The 20472-nt window shown below is 75.4% G+C and carries 13 protein-coding genes; 9 read left to right on the top strand and 4 right to left on the bottom strand.

Annotated features, from left to right (window positions below; genetic code table 11):
* Positions 1–189: 189 nt before the first annotated feature.
* The 6 genes from ACF09E_RS02980 (at position 190) to ACF09E_RS02955 (ending at position 7225) form a co-directional block, all read left to right on the top strand.
* Positions 190–1341, top strand: coding sequence for a radical SAM protein (locus ACF09E_RS02980; protein ID WP_392203552.1), 1152 nt, complete (start codon positions 190–192; stop codon positions 1339–1341).
* A complete protein-coding gene (locus tag ACF09E_RS02975; protein ID WP_392203551.1) occupies positions 1338–2123 on the top strand; it encodes an iron-containing redox enzyme family protein in 786 nt (261 codons plus the stop codon). Before ACF09E_RS02980 ends, ACF09E_RS02975 begins: the two co-directional genes overlap by 4 nt.
* Positions 2120–2338, top strand: a complete 219-nt coding sequence (locus tag ACF09E_RS02970; RefSeq protein WP_361863109.1) for an aroma-sacti cluster domain-containing protein — start codon at positions 2120–2122, stop codon at positions 2336–2338. The genes ACF09E_RS02975 and ACF09E_RS02970 overlap by 4 nt, the downstream gene beginning before the upstream one ends.
* 99 nt (positions 2339–2437) lie before the next feature.
* A complete protein-coding gene (locus ACF09E_RS02965; RefSeq protein WP_392203550.1) occupies positions 2438–5767 on the top strand; it encodes an adenylate/guanylate cyclase domain-containing protein in 3330 nt (1109 codons plus the stop codon).
* Positions 5764–6615: a S8 family serine peptidase gene (locus ACF09E_RS02960; protein WP_392203549.1), complete on the top strand. Its 852-nt coding sequence runs from the start codon at positions 5764–5766 to the stop codon at positions 6613–6615. The genes ACF09E_RS02965 and ACF09E_RS02960 overlap by 4 nt, the downstream gene beginning before the upstream one ends.
* A gap of 25 nt (positions 6616–6640) precedes the next feature.
* Positions 6641–7225, top strand: coding sequence for a GAF domain-containing protein (locus ACF09E_RS02955; protein ID WP_392203548.1), 585 nt, complete (start codon positions 6641–6643; stop codon positions 7223–7225).
* A gap of 57 nt (positions 7226–7282) precedes the next feature.
* Here ACF09E_RS02955 and katG read toward each other — a convergent pair whose 3' ends face one another.
* The 3 genes from katG to ACF09E_RS02940 form a co-directional block, all read right to left on the bottom strand.
* On the bottom strand, positions 7283–9442 hold the full coding sequence (gene katG / locus ACF09E_RS02950) for a catalase/peroxidase HPI (RefSeq protein WP_392203857.1): 2160 nt from the start codon (positions 9440–9442) through the stop codon (positions 7283–7285).
* 337 nt (positions 9443–9779) lie between these two features.
* Positions 9780–11390: a DUF4139 domain-containing protein gene (locus ACF09E_RS02945; RefSeq protein WP_392203547.1), complete on the bottom strand. Its 1611-nt coding sequence runs from the start codon at positions 11388–11390 to the stop codon at positions 9780–9782.
* An 8-nt stretch (positions 11391–11398) separates the two neighbouring features.
* A complete protein-coding gene (locus ACF09E_RS02940) occupies positions 11399–13705 on the bottom strand; it encodes a DUF4139 domain-containing protein (RefSeq protein ID WP_392203546.1) in 2307 nt (768 codons plus the stop codon).
* A 212-nt stretch (positions 13706–13917) separates the two neighbouring features.
* Here ACF09E_RS02940 and ACF09E_RS02935 point away from each other — a divergent pair, with 212 nt between their 5' ends.
* On the top strand, positions 13918–15399 hold the full coding sequence (locus tag ACF09E_RS02935) for a glutamate--cysteine ligase (RefSeq protein ID WP_392203545.1): 1482 nt from the start codon (positions 13918–13920) through the stop codon (positions 15397–15399).
* Positions 15400–15435: 36 nt separating this feature from the next.
* Complete coding sequence (locus tag ACF09E_RS02930) at positions 15436–16809, top strand: MFS transporter (RefSeq protein ID WP_392203544.1); 1374 nt, start codon at positions 15436–15438, stop codon at positions 16807–16809.
* Positions 16810–16872: 63 nt separating this feature from the next.
* Here the strand turns inward: ACF09E_RS02930 and ACF09E_RS02925 are convergent, their stop codons facing one another.
* Positions 16873–17790, bottom strand: a complete 918-nt coding sequence (locus ACF09E_RS02925) for a S1 family peptidase (protein WP_392203543.1) — start codon at positions 17788–17790, stop codon at positions 16873–16875.
* A gap of 776 nt (positions 17791–18566) precedes the next feature.
* On the opposite strand from ACF09E_RS02925, the gene ACF09E_RS02920 reads away from it, so the two are divergent.
* Positions 18567–20393, top strand: coding sequence for a glycoside hydrolase family 15 protein (locus ACF09E_RS02920; RefSeq protein ID WP_392203542.1), 1827 nt, complete (start codon positions 18567–18569; stop codon positions 20391–20393).
* Positions 20394–20472: the final 79 nt, after the last annotated feature.

The raw sequence follows: 20472 nt of genomic DNA, 5'->3' as shown, positions 1-20472 counted from the left end.
CCCGGCCAGGGACTTAACCGATCGCCAGGCGTTCGTGAACCGGAAGCCTGCCGCCCCGGGCCACGATCCGGGCATGCTCCGCGCGCGCCACGGGTGCGGCGGTCACGGACCGCACACCGGCCGACGGCGGGCCCGGGGCACGCGCCCGTGCACCGGGCCCGGGGCGACCCCACGGCAGAGGAGGCGGACATGGAACTGGCGGAGCTCATCGGCCTGCGGCCGGTACCCTGCGGGGGTCTCATGGTCGCGCTGACCCGCCGCTGCCCCCTCAGCTGCGCCCATTGCTCCACGAACTCCTCGATGACGGCCTCCGAGGAACCGGACCGCGGACAACTCCTCGACTTCCTGGCCTCGTTCGGCACCGACGACCGGCCCGAGGTCGTCATGCTGACCGGCGGGGAGCCGCTGCTGCTGCCCGAACTGGCCGCCCGCGCGGCCGGCCTCGCCCGCGCCAAGGGCTCCCGGGTGGCACTGCTCAGCGGCATGTTCTTCGCCCGCGGGGGCCGCGTCCCCGAACGGATCATGCGGACGATCACCACCCTCGACCACTTCTCGGCGAGTCTGGACGTCCACCACGAGCGCGAGGTCCCGCGCGCGGACGTCCTGCGGGCCCTCCGCGCCGTCCTCGACGCCGGGGTCCCAGCCAGCATCCACCTGACCGGCGGCGCCACCGGAGCAGACGGCGGGGACCCGTACCTCGCGGAGGTCGTCGCCGACGTGCGCCGCGCCTTCGGCTCCCGGATGCCCCTGCTGGTCAACGAGGTGCGGCCGCTCGGCCGCGCCGCCGGCCTCGTCCGGCCGACACCGCGCGGCCCCGACGACGGCCTGGCGGCCCCCTGCACCCTCGCCGCCTGGCCGGTCGTCGCCTTCGACGGGACGGTCGCCGCCTGCTGCAACCAGTGGACCGTCGACCGGCGCCCCGTCCCCCCGCACCTGCGCCTCGGACACATCGCCGACGACGACTGGCCGACCGTCCGCGAACGCTCCCTCGGCTCCCCGGTGCTGCGGATGCTGCGCGCGGTCGGCCCGCGGCGGCTGCACGCCCGCTACGAGACCGCGCCGGCCCCGGACGGCTACTGCCGCAGTTGCCACGCCCTCGCCGACCGGCCCGCCGTCCTCGCCGGCGCCGCCCGCGACGCCGGCGGCCGGGTCGGCGAACTCCTCGACCGGCTCACCACGCAGGAACAGCGTGCGGCGGGCCCCGCCGCACTCCTCCGGCGCATGGGCTGCGCGCGCTACGCGCACCTGGTCGACCCCTCGTCCGGAGCGGAGTCCGCGCCCGCGGATCCCGCACCGCTCACCGAAGCGCCGCCCACCGCAGAGGAGAGAAGCCCCCGATGAACGCCCTCGCCACCGCGACCACCGCCACCCCCGACACGGCCACGCCCGACGCCACCGCCGCACCCGACGCGGGAGCCGCCACCCCGGCGACCGGCACCGCGCGGACCGGGGGCACCGCCCCGGTCCGGGCCTCCCTCGCCCTGCGGACCAAGCTCGCCCCCACCGCGCCCGTCCTCCGGGCCGCCACCGCGGCCCTGTGGCGACCCGACGGCCTGCGCCCGCGGTACGTGCGCTACCTGGCCGCCATGCATCCGCTCGTACGCGCCTCGGTGCCCCTCCTGCTGCGGGCCGCCGATCGGTGCGCCGAGCGGCCCGACGACCCGGCCGCGCGGCTCCTCGCCGCGTACTTCCTCCGCCACGCCGAGGAGGAGCGCGACCACGACCTCTGGCTGCTCGACGACCTGGCCGCCGCCGGCGCGGGACCGGCCGCCGTCCCGCACCCCGTCGCCGTGGAACTCGCCGGGGCGCAGTACTACCGGATCGAGCACGAGCACCCCGTCGCGCTCCTCGGCTACATCGCCGTCCTGGAGGGCAACGCCCCCGGCCCCCGGCTCGCCGACCACCTCGCCGGGGCCACCGGGCTGCCGGGCCGCGCGTTCCGCACCCTCAGGGAGCACGCCGCACTCGACGGCGGGCACCTGGACGACCTGTACGGGGTCCTCGACGCGCTCGCGCCCGCCCCGGCCCGGCAGACAGCCGTCGCCGTCAGCGCCCTGCACACCGCGAACCTGCTCACCCGTCTGTTCCTTTCCCTCGCCGAGGACCCCGGAGGCCACCGATGAGCCACGACGCCACCCCGCACGGCACGGAGCCCACCCTGGAGGCGCTGGCCGCCGCGGGCTTCGACGTGCACGCCCTGAGCGACGAGCAGCAGGACGTGATCAGGGCACTGACCCCGGAGGAACTCGCCCTGCTCGTCGACATCCGGGGCCGCCTCGACGCCGCGGCCCCCGAGGTCCAGGCCCACGCGGACGTGGCGGGCGGCGCCCTGTTCTGACACCGGCGCCGGGGTGCCGCCCGCCGCCCGGGCGGCGCCCCGCCGAACCGCCGAACCGCCGAACCGCCGAACCCGCCGAACCGCCGACCGGAGGAACCCATGACCTGCGCCTCGTGCCGGAGCGCACTGCCGCCCGGAGCCCGGTTCTGCCCGTCCTGCGGCAGCCCGTGCGCTCCCGGGCCGGTCACGGCCCGGCCCACCGGCCGCAAGGTCGTGACGGTCCTCTTCTGCGACCTGGTCGGCTCCACCGCGCTCTCGGGGGCCCTCGACGCGGAGACCCTGAGATCGGTCTCGCTCCGCTGGTTCGACCTGATGCGGCTGCGGATCGAGGAACAGGGCGGCACCGTCGAGAAGTTCATCGGGGACGCGGTGATGGCCGTCTTCGGCGTGCCGACGGTCCGCGAGGACGACGCGCGCAGGGCGGCCTCCGCGGCCCTGGCCATGCGGGAGGCCCTCACCTGGTTCAACGCGCGCCTGGAGGAGGCCGTGGGCGTACGGCTCGACATGCGCATCGGCATCAACACCGGTCAGGCCGTGACGGGTTCGGCCACCCAGCGGCAGGCCATGGTCTCCGGCGAGGTGGTGAACGTCGCCGCCCGCCTGGAGCAGAACGCGGCGGCCGGGGAGATCCTCCTCGGCCCCGACACCCTCGCGGCCGTCGGACCCGGCATCCGCACCGTGCCGACGGGCCCCCTGCTCCTCAAGGGCAAGAGCGACCGGGTGGCCGCGCACCGCCTCCTCGCCCTGGACGACGAGGACGGCCCCGAGGCCCTGCGCCGCTTCGACGTCGACTTCGTCGGACGCGAGCGCGAGCTGGCCCTGATGGCCCAGGTGCTGGGCCGGGTGGAGAACAGACGGAGCGCCGACCGGCTCGTCGTGGTCGGAGAGGCGGGCCAGGGCAAGACCCGGCTGGTACGGGAGTGGCTGCACCGGGCCTCCGAGCCCACGCCTCTCCCCGCCGCCGTCCCCCGCCACGGGGTCGGCCGCTGCCGGTCCCGGGGCGCCCAGCCCAGCCTCGGACCCCTCGCCGACGCCGTGGCCGGGCTGCTCAAGAACACCGGCACGGTCCCGCCCTCGCCCGAACTCGACCTCCTGCACCAAGGCCTCCTCCTCGACGGGACCCCCAACCCGTCCCCCGCGGACACCTGCGCCGCCCTCGCCAGGGTGCTCGCCGAACTGTCCGGGACGCAGCCCGTCGTGCTGGTCGTCGACGACTGCCAGTGGGCCGCCCCGCCGCTCTTCGACGCCCTCGACCGGCTCCTGCGCGCCCTCGCCGACGCGCCCGTCCTCCTCGTCCTGCTCACCCGCCCCCAGCTGTTCGACACCCGGCCGGCCCTCGCCGAGGGGGCCGTCCTGCTGGGCGGCCTCTCCGACGACGAGGCCCAGCTCCTGGCGGCCGGGCTGACCGGCCGCACGGCCGGCAGCGCGCCCCTCGCCCCCCAGGTCCTGGCGCGGGTCGGGGGGAACCCGCTGCACCTGGAGCAACTGCTGGTCGCCGGCGGTCCCGTCGACGCGGACCGCGTCCCGCTGCCGCTCCAGGCCCTGATCGGGGCCCGGATCGACGCCCTCGCGCCACCCGAGCAGCAGGCCCTCGGCCTGGCGTCCGTCCTCGACGGCGACTTCACCTCCGACGAACTCCTCGCGCTCGCCGCGCCCCCCGCGGAGACGTGGACGGCGTCCCAGCTCCGCACCACCCTGCACCGGCTGGTCCGGCACCGCCTCATCAGGCCCGACGGCGGGGCGTTCCGCTTCGCCGGAGGGCTCGTCCAGGAGGTCGTCCACACCACCCAGTCCAAGCAGGACCGGGCCGACCGGCACGAGCGCGCGGCCCGCCTCGACACGGTCCGGCGGCGCGGCAGCGCGGCGGTCGGCGCCCATCTGGAACAGGCGTACCGCTACCGCGTCGAGCTGGGCGCCCAGGACCCGCACACCGACGGACTGCGCCGCCGCGCCGCCGACGCCCTCGCCGAGGGCGGCCGCCTGGCCCTCGCCCACGCGGACCCCGTCTGGGCCGCCGACCTGCTGGGCCGGGCCGCCGCCCGCTACACGGAAGGGGAGCCCGGCCGCACCAGGACCCGACGGCGGCTCGGTCAGACCCTGCTCGACCTCGGGCGCGTCCCGGAGGGCCGGACGCTGCTCGAAGAGGTCCTGGCGGAGTCCCCGACGGCCGAGACGGACACGGCGGAGGCCGTCGAGGCCGCGGAGGCCGTGGAGGCCGCCCACGCCCGACTGAGCCTGGCGTCCGTCGGCCCGCCGCCCGGCGACCCCACGGACGCCCGGGGAACGGACACCGAGCGGCGGGCGGCGCCCGCGACCGCCGCGCACGACCCGGCCGGCCCCACCGAGACGCCCGGCGACCCGGCCGAGACGTGTGTCGACCCCGCGGAGACACCCGAGGAGACACCCGCCGAGACCCCGGCCGGCGCCGCCGCCGCCACGCTGCCCGTCTTCGCCGCGGCCGGCGACGAGTTCGGCCAGGCCCGGGCCTGCCTGCGACTCGCCCAGCACGCCCAGGAGCAGGGCCGCCACCGCGACGCCGAGCGGCTCCTCGACCGGGCCCTCGGCCACGCCGTACGCGCCGACGCCGAACCGGAGCGGGCCGCGACCCTCGGAGCGATGGGGGTCTCCCTCTGGCGCGGGCCCCTGCCCGTCGCGGACGCCGTGAACCGCTGCCGCGCCCTGCTGGCCGAGCAGGGCGCCGGCCGCCGGGCCGTGCGGCTCACCCTCAACTGCCCGCTGGCCGTCGTCCTCGCCCTCCACGACGACCGCGACGGCGCGCTCGCCTGCCTCGCCGAGGCCGAGCGGCTCGCCCAGCGCCTCGGGTACGCCGAGACCGACGCCTTCCTGCCGCTCTTCACCGCGACCGTCGACGAGCTCGCCGGACGTCGCGAGGAGGCCCTGAACAGCCTGGAAAGGGCCGCCACCGCCGCGCGCGCCCTCGGCGCCACCGGACTGCTGCGCAGCGCGCTCCTCGACGCCACCCGGATCCGCCTCGACCTGGGGGAGTGGCGTACCGCCCACGGCACCCTCGCCGCCCTGGAGCAGGCGGGCGGTCCGGCCGAGACATCCCGGCCGCGCGCCGAGTCGGCCGACCTCGACGGCCTGCGCGCCCGGATCGCCGCCGAACGGGGCGAGGCCGCGGCCGCCGCCCGGCTGGCCGACCGGGCCCTCGCCACCGCCGCCCTCACCGACTCGCCCATCGTCCAGGGCCTCGCCGCCCTGGACGCGGCCCGGACGTCCCTCGCCCTGGGACGGACGGGGGACGCGGGCGAGGCGGCGGCGCGGGCCCGGCGGAGCTTCGCCGCCAAGGGGCACCTCCCCGCCGCGCGCCGGGCCGAGGAGGTCGCCCTGCGCTGCCAGGGCCGAGCGCCCCGGACCGAGCCCGTCGGCCCGGCGCCCGCCGGAACCGGAAAGGACGCACCACGATGACCACCGGTCAGCACGCGGCCCGTGCCGCGGCCCCCGCCCCCGGACTCACCTGGGGCCTGCGCGGACGCGGACCCGCCGACGTGCCCGTGGAGGCCGACCACCCACCGGAGCCGCCCGAGGGCGGCCTGCTCGGCGGGACCGGGCGCGGCGTGCGCGTCTGCGTGGTCGACTCCGGGGTCGAGCGGGACCACCCCATGGTCGGCCCCGTCGACCGGTCCTGGCGCGTCGTCAAGGACGACGACGGCGTGCGCGTCGAGGAGACCGACGAGGGCGACGCCTGCGGCCACGGCACGGCCTGCGCCGGCATCATCCGCCGCACCGCGCCGGACTGCGAGCTGTCCAGCGTCCGGGTGCTCGGCGAGCGCTTCTCCGGCAGCGGCGACATCCTCCTCGAAGGGATCCGGTGGGCCGTCCGCCAGCGCTTCGACGTCGTCAACCTCTCCCTCTCCACCAGCCGCGACCGCTTCGTGGAGGAGCTGCGCAGGCTGGCCGACGAGGCGTACTTCCAGCAGACCGTGATCGTCGCCTCCGCGCACAACACCCATGTCGAGAGCTTCCCCTGGCGCTTCTCCTCGGTGATCTCCGTGGGCAGCCACCAGGAGGACGATCCCGACCTCCACCTCTACAACCCCGAGCCGCCGGTGGAGTTCTTCGCTCCGGGCCAGCGGGTGCAGGTGGCGTGGCTCGGCGGCACGTCGATCCGCACCTCCGGCAACAGCTTCGCCACCCCGTTCGTCGCCGGGCTCTGCGCGCGGATCCTGTCCGTCCGGCCGCGGCTGACCCCGTTCCAGCTGAAGAACGCCCTGTACCTGTCCGCCGCCAACGTCCGTGTCCACGACAGCCGGTAACGACCGGCGCCGGAAGGGAATCCCCATGGCCCAGACGATCGCCCCCGCCGTGTCACCCGCGCCCCGGCCCGATCCGGCCATGGCGGAGCTTCTGCAGTCGGTCGTGGACACCGCGCGCGCCATCTTCGGCGCCGAGGCGAGTTCCATCCTGCTCCTGGAGGCGGAGGCGGACGAGCTCGTCTTCGAGGCCGTCTCCGGGCAGGGGCAGGAGTTCCTGGTGGGTCGGCGCTTCCCGGCGGGCCGGGGGATCGCCGGCTGGGTCGCCGCCTCGGGCGAGCCGATGGTCGTGGACGACCTCCACGACAGCACGTCCTTCGACCGGGACGTCGCCCGCTCCACCGGCTTCGTCCCGAACGCGCTGATGGCCGCGCCGCTCGTGCACGGGGACCGGGTCCTCGGCGTACTGGAGGTCCTCGACCCCTCGCAGCAGGCCCGGTCCAGCCTGTCCGAGCTGGACCTGCTGAGCCTCTTCGCCCGGCAGGCCGCCGTCGCCCTGCACGTCCTCACCACCCACGCGCCGCGCGGGGCGGCGCCCGCCGCCCCCGAGGACCCGGCGCGCACCGAACTCCTCCGGCTCCTCTCGGAGGCCCGCCGACTCCTGGAGGAGTGAGAGCGCCCGGGGCGCCCCCACCCGCCGTCCGGCGGGCGGGGCGCCCCGGGGCGCGGCTCAGGAGAGGTCGAACCGGTCCAGCTCCATGACCTTGTCCCAGGCCGCCACGAAGTCGCGGACGAACTTCTCGCCCCCGTCCCGCGACCCGTAGACCTCCGACAGTGCGCGGAGCTGCGAGTTCGAGCCGAACACGAGGTCGGCGGCGGTGGCCGTCCAGCGGACCTCGCCGGTGGTCCGGTCCTGACCCTCGTAGACGTTCTCGGTGGCCGCCGACGGCTTCCACTCCGTGCCCATGTCGAGCAGGTTCACGAAGAAGTCGTTGGTGAGGACCCCGGGACGGTCGGTCAGCACCCCGTGCCGGGACGTGCGGAAGCCGGTGTCCAGCGCCCGCATGCCGCCGACGAGGACCGTCATCTCCGGCGCGGTCAGCGTCAGCAGGTTCGCCCGGTCGAGGAGCAGGGTCTCCGGCGACAGCTTCTCGCCCGGCCGGAGGTAGTTGCGGAAACCGTCGGCCCGCGGTTCGAGCACGGCGAACGACTCCACGTCCGTCTGCTCCTGCGAGGCGTCGGTGCGCCCCGGCGAGAAGGGGACCGTGATGTCGTGGCCGGCGTCCTTCGCGGCCCGCTCGACGGCCGCGCAGCCGCCCAGCACGATCAGGTCGGCGAGCGAGATCCGCACCCCGTCGGAGCGGGAGCCGTCGAACTCCCCGCGGATCCGGTCGAGGGCGGCCACCGTCCCGGTCACCTCCGGGACGGCGTTGGACTCCCAGTCCTTCTGCGGCGCGAGCCGGATCCGCGCGCCGTTGGCCCCGCCGCGCTTGTCCGTGCCGCGGAAGACGGCCGCCGCCGCCCACGCGGTGGCGGCCAGTGCGGAGACGGAGAGCCCCGAGTCGAGGATCCGGGTCTTCAGGGCGGCGACGTCCGCGTCGGACACCAGCGGGTGGTCGACCGCCGGGACCGGGTCCTGCCAGAGCTGCGGCTCCGGGATCCACGGGCCGAGGTACCGGGAGACGGGCCCCATGTCACGGTGCAGCAGCTTGTACCAGGCGCGGGCGAAGGCGTCCGCGAGCTGGTCCGGGTTCTCGTGGAAGCGCTTCGCGATCGGCGCGTAGACGGGATCGAGCTTCAGCGAGAGGTCCGTGGTGAGCATCATCGGAGCGTGCCGCTTCGACGGATCGTGGGCGTCCGGCACCGTGCCCTGCGCCGCGGGGTCCGTGGGGGTCCACTGCCGGGCCCCGGCCGGACTCGTCGTCAGCTCCCAGTCGTAACGGAAGAGGTTGTCCAGGTAGCCGTTGTCCCAGCGGGTGGGCGCGGTCGTCCACGCCCCCTCCAGGCCGCTGGTGAGCGCGTCGGCGCCCTTGCCGCTGCCGCAGGTGTTGCGCCAGCCGAGGGCCTGCTGCTCGACGGGGGCGGCCTCGGGCTCCGGTCCGACGCACGAGGGGTCGACCGCCCCGTGGCACTTCCCGAAGGTGTGGCCGCCGATGATCAGCGCGGCCGTCTCCTCGTCGTCCATCGCCATCCGGCCGAACGTCTCGCGGATGTCGCGGGCCGCGGCGATCGGGTCCGGATTTCCGTTGGGGCCCTCGGGATTGACGTAGATCAGGCCCATCTGGACGGCTCCGAAAGGACCGGTGAGTTCCCGGTCCCCGCTGTAGCGCTCGTCTCCGAGCCAGGTGTCCTCGGGGCCCCAGAAGACCTCCTCGGGCTCCCAGATGTCCTCCCGGCCGAATCCGAATCCGAACGTCTTGAATCCCATGGACTCCATCGCGCAGTTCCCGGCGAAGACCAGGAGATCGGCCCAGGAGACCTTCCGGCCGTACTTCTGCTTCACCGGCCACAGAAGTCGGCGCGCCTTGTCGAGGCTGGCGTTGTCGGGCCAGCTGTTGAGCGGGGCGAAACGCTGTGCGCCGGAGCCGCCGCCGCCCCGGCCGTCCTCGATGCGGTACGTCCCCGCGGCGTGCCAGCTCATCCGGATGAAGAGCGGGCCGTAGTGGCCGTAGTCGGCCGGCCACCAGTCCTGCGAGGTCGTCATCACCTCGAAGACGTCACGCTTCAGGGCGTCGACGTCAAGGGTCGCGAACTCCGCCGCGTAGTCGAAGTCCTCGTCCATCGGACTGGCCTGGGGCGAGTGCTGGTGGAGGACCGAGAGGTCCAGCTGGTTCGGCCACCAGTCCCGGTTCGTCCTGGGGCGCGTCTCCTTGGGGGCCGGGGAGGGGATTACCGGGTTCTCGCTCTCGGACACGTACGTCCTTCTTCCTGTCGCGATGTTTCCGTCGGCCGGCCGCGTGCGCGTGACGTCGCTTGTCCGGTGTCGGGCACGGCGACTCGGCGTCCGTATGGTCGCGCACCGCGGACCGCACCGCTAAGAGAACACGCAGGGCGCCGCCGCGTAACCGGCGGGCGGAATGCGAAAAGGCGGCCGGGCGGAGATTCCGGGGCCGGGAATCTCCCCCGCCCCGGAATGCGTACGAGAAAAGGGAAATCCTATGAGCGGTCTCCGGGGAAGGCCGCGGGGGTGCGGGGCGACCTCGCCCCGCACCCCCGCCGCACCTCCCTCAGAGCCCCGCGACCCGGGAGCTCGCCGACAGCTCGTACACCAGCGTGACGGTGCGCCGCCCGCCGGGCGGCAGGGTGACGTCCCAGCGGGCGATGCCCTCGGCGTCGACCGTGTCGGGCGCCGGGGAGCAGGCCTCCTTGCGGAGCCGCACCTCCACCGCCGAGACCTCCGAGACCGGGATCCGCTCCCGGAGCACGACCACCCGGTCGTCCGACTCCCCGGGGGCCGAGAACCGGGACACGTGCAGCCGGACCGTGCGGGTGACCACCGTCCGCTGGGTGATCCCGGTGGTGTCCCGGGTCTCCTCCGTCTCCCGCACCACCCGGTGGTCGTCGCGGCTGCCGAAGGCGATCTCGACGGGGGCGCCGGGGGTGGTGAACCCGACCGTGCCCCGGCCGCCGAACCCGCCGCCGCGGACCAGGTCGACGGGTCCGGCGAGCAGCACGTGCCCGGACCGGTTGTCGAACCGCACCACCTGGGTGACCAGCGGGGACACCTCGGGGGAGCAGGCGTACTCGCTTCTGGCGGCCGTGCCGAAGACGGAGAGCGGCACCCGGTGAGCGCGGCCGTCCGAGGGCACCGAGACCGGCGCGGGGGAGTGCAGCACCCGCGTCTCCCCGCCGTCGTCCACGCCGGGCAGGCCGAGGACCGGGACGGGGCCCAGGTCGCTGACGTCCTCCTCGCGCAGTTCGACGTCGACCGTACGGCGCTCGGCCGCCGTGCGGTCCTTGAGCGTCAGCCGGTCCTCGTCCAGCGAGGGCGGCTCGGTGGCCGTGGACGACCGGGCGGTCGACAGCGTCAGCCCGACCCCGCTCCAGTCCTCCCCCGTACGCTGCCAGACCATGGCGTCCGTCTCCAGGGTCGCCTCCGGCCCGTCGAGCACCGCCCGGTAGGCCGGCCGCCACAGGGCGCACGGCACGAGGTGGCTCAGCACCAGCCCGACCGGCCCGGCCGCCGTCGCCTCCACGGTCAGCTCGACGTGGGCCACCAGCTCGGCGGGCTCCTCCTCGGCGTCGTCCACGGCCCGCAGGACCTCGTCGAGTTCGGCCCCGAGGGCGGCCGCCCGGGCGTCGGCCGCGCGCAGCCGCTCGCCGCAGGTGTCGCGCTCGGCGTCCACCCGGTCCAGCGCGCGGCTCCAGCGGGCCCCTTCGGCCTCGCCGGAACCGGCGCCCTCGCCGATGTCCCGCAGCAGGTCGGCGGCGAGTCCGCCGAGGACGTCGAGCCGGGTCCGGAGCCGCTCGCGCCGCCGCTCCAGGGCGGCCCGTTCCTCTTCGAGTGCGTGGACGCGGTGGCGCAGGGCGGAGTCGTCGTCGCCGGGCCGCGGCGCGCGCGGCTCCCAGGAACGGACGATCCGGACGTCGAGCACGGTGGCGGGGCGGCCGGCGGTCTGGCCGGCGTGCAGGGTGCGGTCGACGGCCAGCGCGGTGACCGGTCCGAGCCGCAGGCGCTGGACCCCGCCCGCCAGGTCGAGCTCGACGGCCCGCTCGATCTGGGCGCGGTCCTCCAGGCAGGTGACGGCGGTGACGGGAGCGGGGATCACGGGCACGGGCCCGTGGGCGCCGGGAGCGGCCGTGCCGCCTCCGGCGATCGTCTTCGAGTCGGTGGACATGGGGTGCCTCAGCTCCTGCGGTTTCCGCCGACCAGGGCTTTGCCGGCCGGGATGCGGATCTCGTACCCGCCGTCGAGGGCGGTGGTGCCGCCGGCGGGCAGCTCCACCCGCCAGACGCGGGTGCCCGGGGCGTGCCGCTCGGCGTCCCCGTCCGCGGGCGTCGTCCAGTCGGCCCGCTCCTCGATGCGCACGTCGGCGTCGGAGGTGACCGGCACGCGCTCGCGGATCTCGACCGGGGCGGGCCGCGCGAGCCCGTTGACCAGCTCGACGTGGACGCGGTGGTCGAGCACCGTGACGTTGTTCCGCAGACCCGCGGTCGACTCGTTCAGATGGGTGCGCCGGGTGACCCGGATGCCCTCGGCCGGTCCGAGACCCACCCTGCGGACGCCGCCGGGGGCGAGCGTGGGCAGCGCGGTGGTCAGCAGGAAGTCGTCGTCGACGGAGACCTCCACCGGTCCCGCGAGCAGCGCCTGGTCCGTGGCGTTCGACAGGACCAGGGTCGCGTACACGGTCTGCTCCACCGACGGGACGCACAGGTACTCGGTGCGCAGCCCGACGGGGATCTCCCCGACGGTGACGGTGTGCCAGGTCCCGTCCGACGGCACGTCGGCGCGGGCCGCGGCGTCGAAGCGGTGGTCGAAGGAGCCCGCGGACTCCCGCGGCCGCACGGCGTGGCCGGGCAGCGGCAGCGAGGCCACGGCGTCGGCCCGGCGGCGGTGCTCCGCGCCCACGGCGTCGAAGGACGGGCCGGGGAACAGCCGGCCCCTGCGCGCGGCCGGCTCGTCGGGGCCGGACAGGACCAGGGCGGCGTAGTCGAGCTCGTCCCCGCTCGGGCGCGGCGGTCCCGGCGGGGGCGGCGGCGGTGCCGGGACGCCCCCCGGGGGCGCGGGAGCCGAGGGGGCCATGGCGGCGGGGGCCGGAGCGCCCGCGAACGACTGACCGCCCCGCGGCCGGCCACCCGGCCGCATGGGAGCGGCCGCGCGTGCGAAGGCCTCGGGAGCGGAGCCGTACCCCCCGGGCGGCGGCGGTGCTCCGTAGGGCTGCGGGGCCGGAGGGGGCACCGGCGGCCCGGCGGAGACCGCCGGGGGCATCGGGACCGGATCGGGGACGGTCCCTCCTCCGGCGGCGGCGGGCACCGCGGGGCCGTCCAGGGGGGCGCGCCGCGCGGCGGGGCGCGGTCCCGCCGCCGCGTAGCCGGTGAAGAGGTCGGCGAGCCCCGCCGGGGGCTCGCGCCAGCCGGACGGGGCGGGGGCCTCCTGGCGGCGCCCGATGCGGATCGAGCGGAGCTTGGGCAGGTCGGTGCGGCGGCGCAGGTCGGCCGTGGCCAGGGCGATGCGGACACCGCTCCAGTCCTCGCCGGTGCGCTGTGCGACCGAGGCACGCAGCACCAGCCGCCCCGTGCCGTCGCCCTGACGGTGCGTGAGCCGGTAGGCGGGCACCCACACGGCACCCGGCACCCCGTACTCCACTTCCAGCCGCACCTCGGGTGCGTCCGGCCCCGACGCGGCCTCCTCGCCGTCCGCCGGGGCTGCTCCGCCCGTCCCCGCCACCAGGGTGAGGAGGGCGGACACGGTGGTCTCCACGTGGGGCGAAGGGGTGGCGCCGGAGGCACGGGCCAGCCGGTCCGCGGCCACCGACCGGGCGTGCTCGGCCCGGACCAGCTCCTCCTCCAGCTCCGCGAGCCGGTCGTGCAGGCCGGTGAGCCGCTCGTCGACGAAGTCGGCGAGCTCCAGCCAGGCGTCGACCGGGGTGCGGCGGTGCGGGTCGTCCCGCTTGCGGGGCGGCGGCACCGGGCGCACCGCGGCGACCTCGGCGATCAGGGCCCGCTGACGGTCCCGCCGTCCCCTGGCCGCCGCGTGCGCGTCGGTGAGCCGCTCCACCTCCTGCCGCAGGCTCTGGGAGGCGCCGGGGCCGGCGGTGAGCGGCTCGGCCTCGATCCGCAGCCGGGCCTCGGTGACCCGTACCCCGGAGTCGCCCAGGACCCGGGCGCGCAGCGAGCCGGGGTCGAGCGAGCGCGGCAGTCCCGTGACCCGCACCCGGCCGTCCGGGGGCAGGACGCCCCGCGCCAGGCGGCGGCAGAGCGCCCCCTGCGCGTACACGACGACCGAGTCGAGCTCCGATCCCCACGCCGGCGCGGTCCCGGCCGTCCCGGCCGCCCCGCTCGTGCCCGCGGTCCCGGCCGCCCCGCTCGTGCCCGCGGTCCCGGCCGCCCCGCTCGTGCCCGCGGTCCCGTCCGCCCCGCTCGTGCCCGCGGTCCCGTCCGTCCCGTCGGATCCGGCCGTCCCCGCCGTCGTTCCAGCTGTTCCAGGCGTCATGCGCCCCCGCCCCCGTTCTGTCGTGCCGTCCCGCCTCGCCCGCGGCGTGACGAAGCCTACGCCCGGGCACCGACACCCACCGAGGGCTTCGCCCGGACCGCCCGCCGCGGGCCCCGCGGGAAGGGCCCCCGGGCCGCTTCGGTGGTTGGCGGGCGCCGGGAGTGGGACGCTGGTAGCCGGGGGTCCGTGCCGACGAGACTCGGGAGGGCCCGATGGGACGTGACGTCCCGGCGCAGGAGTTCACCCGGGAGGACCGTCGCCGGTTCCGTAACAAGGTGCACGCGTGCCTCGACGTGTTCGCGCGGATGCTGCGCGAGTCGCGGTTCGACTTCGAACGGCCGCAGGTCGGCCTGGAGATCGAGCTGAACGTGGTGGACGCCACCGGTGAACCGGCCATGCGCAGCACCGACGTGCTCGACGCGATCGCCGATCCGGCCTGGTCGACGGAGCTGGGCCGGTTCAACCTGGAGATCAACCTCGAACCGCGGCGGCTGAGCGCGGGCGGCGGCCCCGACTCCTGGGAGCAGGAGATCCGCGACGCGCTCAACCACGCCGAGCAGCAGGCGGCGGGCATCGGCGCGCACCTGGTCATGATCGGCATCCTGCCGACACTGGAGCGGGACGACGCGGGTCCCTCCTCGCTCTCCGAGAACCCCCGCTACCACCTGCTGAACGAGCAGATCTTCGCCGCCCGCGGCGAGGACCTGCTGATCTCCGTGGACGGGGTGGAGCGGCTGCGTACCCGCGCGGAGACGATCACGCCGGAGGCGGCCTGCACCAGCACCCAGTTCCACCTCCAGGTGGCCCCGGACGAGTTCGCCGCCTACTGGAACGCCGCGCAGGCCGTGGCGGGCGTGCAGGTGGCGCTCGCGGCGAACTCGCCGTTCCTGTTCTCCAAGGAGTTGTGGCGGGAGACGCGCATCCCCCTCTTCGAGCAGGCCACCGACACCCGTCCCGACGAGCTCAAGGTGCAGGGCGTGCGGCCGCGGGTGTGGTTCGGCGAGCGGTGGATCACCTCCGTGTTCGACCTCTTCGAGGAGAACGCGCGCTACTTCCCGGCGCTGCTGCCCCTCTGCGACGAGGAGGACCCGGAGGAGGTCCTCGACCGGGGCGGGGCGCCGGCGCTGTCCGAGCTCACCCTCCACAACGGCACCGTCTACCGCTGGAACCGTCCCGTCTACGACGTGGTCGACGACGTCCCGCACCTCCGCGTGGAGAACCGGGTGCTGCCCGCCGGGCCCACCGTCGCCGACACGCTGGCGAACGGCGCGTTCTACTACGGTCTGGTCCGCGCCCTGGTCGACGAGGACCGGCCGGTCTGGTCGCGGATGTCCTTCGCCACCGCCGAGGACAACCTGCACACCGCCGCCCGCCACGGCATCGACGCGCAGGTGTACTGGCCGGGGATGGGCGAGGTGCCGGTGACGGAGCTGGTCCTGCGGCGGCTGCTGCCCCTCGCGGACCGCGGACTCGAACGGATGGGCCTGGAGGCGTCCCGGCGCGAGCCGCTGCTGGGCGTCATCGAGCAGCGGTGCGTCAGCGGCCGCAACGGAGCGGTGTGGCAGTCCGAGATGTTCCATCACCTCCACGACATCCACCACGCGGACCGACACGAGGCGCTGCGGCGGATGACGCAGCAGTACATCGAGTTCATGCACCTGAACGCGCCGGCCCACACCTGGCCGGTCGACTGAGGCGTACGCCGGGGGGACCGCGGGCAGGGCGTGATCATGACCGACACGCCTCCCGCGCCCGACGCGTCCACCCGCCCCGCCTCCGACGCGCCCGCGCCGTACCCGGCCGAGGCCGCCGGCCCCGGGACCGCGGGGTCGCCGCCGCGACCACCCGCCGCCCGGCGTCCGTTACGCCAGCTCCTCGCGGCCTCCGTCGGCAACGCCGTGGAGTGGTACGACTGGTACGCCTACACCTTCCTCGCCGCCTACCTCGCGCACCAGGTCTTCCCCCGGAGCGCGGGGAACTCCCTCGTCCCCCTCCTGTCGACCTTCGCCGTCTTCGCCGTCGGCTTCTTCATGCGCCCCGTCGGCGGACTCCTCATGGGCGCGCTCGCCGACCGGCGCGGACGGCGGGCCGCCCTCACGGCGACGATCCTGCTCATGGGCGGCAGCAGCCTGCTGGTCGGCCTCACCCCGACGTACGCGGCGGCCGGGGTCCTCGCCCCCGTCGTGCTGGTGATCGCCCGCCTGCTCCAGGGCCTGTCGGTGGGCGGGGAGTTCGCCGCCTCGACCACCTTCCTCGTCGAGTCGGCGGGTCCGGGCCGGCGCGGGCTGTTCTCGTCCTTCCAGTACGTCTCCACGTCCGCCGGCCAGCTCGCCGCCTCCGGCATCGCCGCCCTGCTGGTCGGCCTGCTCGGCGAGGACCGGATGTACGGCTGGGGCTGGCGCATCCCGTTCCTGCTCGGCGCGGTCTTCAGCCTCGCCGGGTTCTGGATCCGCCGGGGCGCGGAGGAGACCCGGAGCGCCGCGCAGCGCGAGGCCCCGCGGCCGGGGCTCTTCGACGCCCTGCGCCACCACCCCCGGGCCTCCCTGCTGATCGGGGGCATCACGGCCGGCGGCACGCTCGCGTACTACACGTGGACCTCCTACCTCCCCACGTACGCAGAGCTCAACACCGGTATCGACAAGGCGGACGCGCTGCTGGCGGGGACGCTCTCGCTGGCGTTCTTCGCCCTGCTGCAACCGGTCGGCGGACTGCTCTCCGACCGGTTCGGCCGCAAGCCCTCGCTGCTCTTCTTCGGCATCGGGTTCGCCGCCCTCGCCGTCCCGCTGCTGCGCTCGCTGGACGGGTCGTTCCTCTCGCTGCTCCTCGTCCAGTGCGCGGGCATGGTGCTGCTGACCGGCTTCACCTCGATCTCCGCCGCCGTCAACGCGGAGATGTTCCCCGCCCGGGTGCGGGCGGCCGGGATCGGCTTCCCGTACTCCCTGACGGTGGCGCTCTTCGGCGGCACGGCGCCGTACGTCGGCACGCTCTTCAAGGAGTGGGACGTCCCGGGGGCGTTCCCCTGGTACGTGGCCGCCCTGTGCCTGGTCTCCTCGGCGGTGTACCTCCGGCTGCCGGAGACCGCCCACCGGGACCTGGACCGCTGACGCCGAGAGGCCGGCGGTCCGTGGGGGACCGCCGGCCTCGGTGCGCCGGTCGAGACGGGTGGGCTAGAAGACGCTCACGCCGTACGCGCTCAGCGCCTCGGTCACCGGCTGGAAGAAGGTGGTGCCGCCGCTGCTGCAGTTGCCGCTGCCGCCCGAGGTGAGGCCCAGCGCGGTGGTGCCGGAGAAGAGCGCGCCGCCGCTGTCGCCGGGCTCGGCGCAGACGTTGGTCTGGATCAGACCGTAGACGACGTCGCCGCCGCCGTAGTTGACGGTCGCGTTGAGGCCGGTGACCGTACCGCTGCGCAGACCGGTGGTGCTGCCGCTGCGCTGCACCGACTGGCCGACGGAGGGGTTGCCCGCCCCGGTGATGTCGCGGTAGCTGCCGTTGTAGAGGTAGACCCGGCCGTCCGCCGCCGAGGCGTTGGAGTGCCGGATGATGCCGTAGTCGTTGGTCGGGAAGCTGGAGCCGGCCCGGGTGCCGAGCACGGTGGTGTTGCCCGAGTTGGTGTACCAGGTGCTGCCGATGTTGGTGCAGTGGCCGGCGGTGAGGGCGTAGTAGGTGGATCCGCTGCGGACGTTGAAGCCGAGCGAGCAGCGTCCGCCGCCCGCGTAGATGGCCTGGCCGCCCGCGATGAGCTTGTTGAACGTGCCGGGCGTCCGCTTGATGTCCAGGCTGCCGGCGCGGTCGCCCGCCGCCTTCTTGATCTTGGCGATCTCGGCGGCGGAGACGGTGGAGTCGGCGGTGAGGACGATCTTCCCGGTCGCCTGGTCGGTGTACCACGCGGTGCCGGGCACATCGGCTCCGCGTACGGCCTGGTCCGCGACCGCGAGTTGGGCGGCGGTGGCCCGGCCCTCCACCGCGGTGGCGGCGTTCGAGGCGGGGACTGCAAGCGCCGAGGCGGCGAGCAGGGCCGAGGCCACGGCGATCAGCCGTACGCCCTTGGCCGCGCCGCCGAGGGGGGACAGACGCTTGAGGTTCACTGGATCCTCCGGTGGGGGAGTGGGGGGAACCGCTGGGTGGGCGGTCCCGTCGGCGCCGAGCGGGCGGGCCCCGGACGAGGGAGTCAGCTCGCCATGGACCTGTCATCTCGACAGGGGAATCCTCGAATCCGGGCGGCCCGGCGACAAGGATTCCTTTCGGCCGATCTACGCGCGTTCCTGGTGCCCGAGCGCCGCGAGGGGGTCGTCGCGACGGAGGGGACGCCCCGGTGGCAGGGGGCGCGGGGCGGTGGGCAAGTGCTTACGGAAACTTGCCGACACCCCTTCAGGGGCCCTGTTCCGACGGCGGTCGAAGGCGGGAGGACACCTCCGGTGAGCGACAGGGCGTATGCCGACGCCCCAGTTCAGCCCCCGGCCCCGCGCCGGTTCCGCACCCCGGGGCCCACCGTCGCCGCGGCCGGGCGGGCGAGGGCGCCGACGGCCGCCCGGGGGCGTAGCAACCGCACAGAGCCGGGCCCCGCGGCACCCGAGGGCCAGGCGCGCGGGCAGACCTCCCGCCGCGCGCCGAAGAGACGCCCCCGCGCCGGCGCTCGGGACGCGACCGCCCCCTCAATGCCGGAATCGTGCCCTCCGTCCGGGCGACCGAATGGCCGGTTCGCGCCCTGGCCCGTCGCCGCGGAGCCGCGTACACCGACGCCCCGGCGAGGCGCGGTTCGCCCGGTCGGTCCCTCCGCGTTGCCGGTCCGCCGCACGCCGGGTTGGGTGGATCCGAGCAGTGGCACCGGAGGCCCGGAGCCGCGGGAGAATCGAGGTGGCTCGTGCCCGGGTACCCTCCGATCGCCGACCACGGACTGATCGGCGACCTGCAGACCGCCGCCCTGGTCTCCGCCGACGGCGCCGTCGACTGGTTCTGCGCCCCCCGCTTCGACTCGCCGAGCATCTTCGCCTCGCTGCTCGACCAGGAGCGCGGCGGCCACTTCAGCATCGCGCCCGCGCACGACGACGTCACCGTCCGCCAGCTCTACCTGCCCGACACCGCCGTCCTCATCACCCGGTTCCTCACCCCGGAGGGCGTCGGCGAGGTCGTCGACTTCATGCCCGTCGGCCCCCGGCCCGAGGTGCCCACCGACCGGCACCGGCTCGTGCGGGCGCTGCGGGTGGTCCGGGGCACCCTCACCTTCGACGTCGCCTGCCGCCCGCGCTTCGACTACGGCCGCGCGCCGCACACCCTCACGCTCGACGGCGCCGCCGCCGCCTTCCACGGCCCCGGCCTCGACGTGCACCTGCGCAGCAGCATCCCGCTGGAGGCCGACGGACGGGACGTCCGCGGCACCGTCACCCTCCGGCACGGCGAGACCGCCGGAATCGTCCTGGAGACCTGCGCACCGGAAGGTGCGGCCCCCGAGCCGATCACCGAGGAGGCCCTGGAGGCCGCCCTGGAGGAGACCCGGCTCTTCTGGCACGGATGGATGCGCCGCTGCCGCTACCGGGGACGCTGGCAGAGCATGGTCAACCGCTCGGCCATCACCCTCAAACTGCTCATCTACGCCCCGTCCGGCGCGCCGATCGCCGCCCCCACCATGGGACTGCCGGAGCAGGTCGGCGGCGAGCGGAACTGGGACTACCGCTACACCTGGATCCGCGACGCCTCCTTCTCGGTGCGGGTCCTCCTCGACCTCGGGTTCGTCGAGGAGGCCGACGCGTTCCGCCGCTGGCTCGGCGGGCGCGGGCGCGCTCCGAGACCGCCCGGCGGGGAGCCGCTGCAGATCATGTACCGGGTCGACGGGGACCCCCACCTCTCCGAGGAGGTCCTGGAGCATCTGTCCGGCTACCGCGACTCCTTCCCCGTCCGCGCCGGGAACGGCGCCGCCGACCAGCTCCAGCTCGACATCTACGGCGAGTTCGCCTACGCCATGACCCATTCGTCCGACCTGGCCGAGCTCGCCGGCTACGAGGGGTGGAAGGGGTTCGCCGCGCTCCTCGACTGGCTCTGCGACCACTGGGACCGGCCCGACGAGGGCATCTGGGAGACACGGGGCGGACGCAAGGACTTCACGTACAGCCGGATGATGTGCTGGGTGGCCCTCGACCGCGGCATCCGGCTCGCCACCGCGTACGCCCGCCCCGCCGACCTCGTCCGCTGGACCGCTCAGCGCGACGCGATCCTGGTCCAGGTCATGGAGCGCGGCTGGAACCCCGAGCGCCGGGCCTTCGTCCAGCACTACGACAGCGAGGTGCTCGACGCCTCCCTGCTGCTCATGCCGCTCGTCGGCTTCATCTCGCCGAGGGCGCCCTCCTGGCTCTCCACGCTCGACGCCATGGACCGCGAGCTGGTCACCGACAGCCTGGTCTACCGCTACAACCCGGAGGCGTCCCCCGACGGGCTGCGCGGCGCGGAGGGCACCTTCTCGCTCTGCAGCTTCCTCTACGTGGAGGCCCTCGCCCGGGCCGGCCGCCTCGACCAGGCCCGCTTCGCGATGGACAAGATGCTGACCTACGCCAACCACGTGGGCCTCTTCGCGGAGGAGATCGGCCGCACCGGCGAACAGCTCGGGAACTTCCCGCAGGCGTTCACCCACCTCGCGCTCATCACGGCCGCGATGGCACTCGACGAGGAACTCGACCGGGCCGCCGAGCGGGGCTGAGCGGCCCCGGACCCCGGCGCGCCGGCCGGGCCCGCGCGCGGTGAGCCGCGTCTCACCGGGCCGCCCGGACTTGCCTATG

The organism is Streptomyces sp. NPDC014891, assembly GCF_043081085.1.
GTDB lineage: Bacteria > Actinomycetota > Actinomycetes > Streptomycetales > Streptomycetaceae > Streptomyces.
This window is presented reverse-complemented; position numbering and strand designations above follow the sequence as displayed.

Excerpts from the sequence above, each read along its gene's own strand:
- ACF09E_RS02980 (WP_392203552.1), top strand. The coding sequence starts at position 190 with ATGGAACTGGCGGAGCTCATCGGCCTGCGGCCGGTACCCTGCGGGGGT.
- ACF09E_RS02975 (WP_392203551.1), top strand. The coding sequence starts at position 1,338 with ATGAACGCCCTCGCCACCGCGACCACCGCCACCCCCGACACGGCCACG.
- ACF09E_RS02970 (WP_361863109.1), top strand. The coding sequence starts at position 2,120 with ATGAGCCACGACGCCACCCCGCACGGCACGGAGCCCACCCTGGAGGCG.
- ACF09E_RS02965 (WP_392203550.1), top strand. The coding sequence starts at position 2,438 with ATGACCTGCGCCTCGTGCCGGAGCGCACTGCCGCCCGGAGCCCGGTTC.
- ACF09E_RS02960 (WP_392203549.1), top strand. The coding sequence starts at position 5,764 with ATGACCACCGGTCAGCACGCGGCCCGTGCCGCGGCCCCCGCCCCCGGA.
- ACF09E_RS02955 (WP_392203548.1), top strand. The coding sequence starts at position 6,641 with ATGGCCCAGACGATCGCCCCCGCCGTGTCACCCGCGCCCCGGCCCGAT.
- ACF09E_RS02945 (WP_392203547.1), bottom strand. The coding sequence starts at position 11,390 with ATGTCCACCGACTCGAAGACGATCGCCGGAGGCGGCACGGCCGCTCCC.
- ACF09E_RS02940 (WP_392203546.1), bottom strand. The coding sequence starts at position 13,705 with ATGACGCCTGGAACAGCTGGAACGACGGCGGGGACGGCCGGATCCGAC.
- ACF09E_RS02935 (WP_392203545.1), top strand. The coding sequence starts at position 13,918 with ATGGGACGTGACGTCCCGGCGCAGGAGTTCACCCGGGAGGACCGTCGC.
- ACF09E_RS02930 (WP_392203544.1), top strand. The coding sequence starts at position 15,436 with ATGACCGACACGCCTCCCGCGCCCGACGCGTCCACCCGCCCCGCCTCC.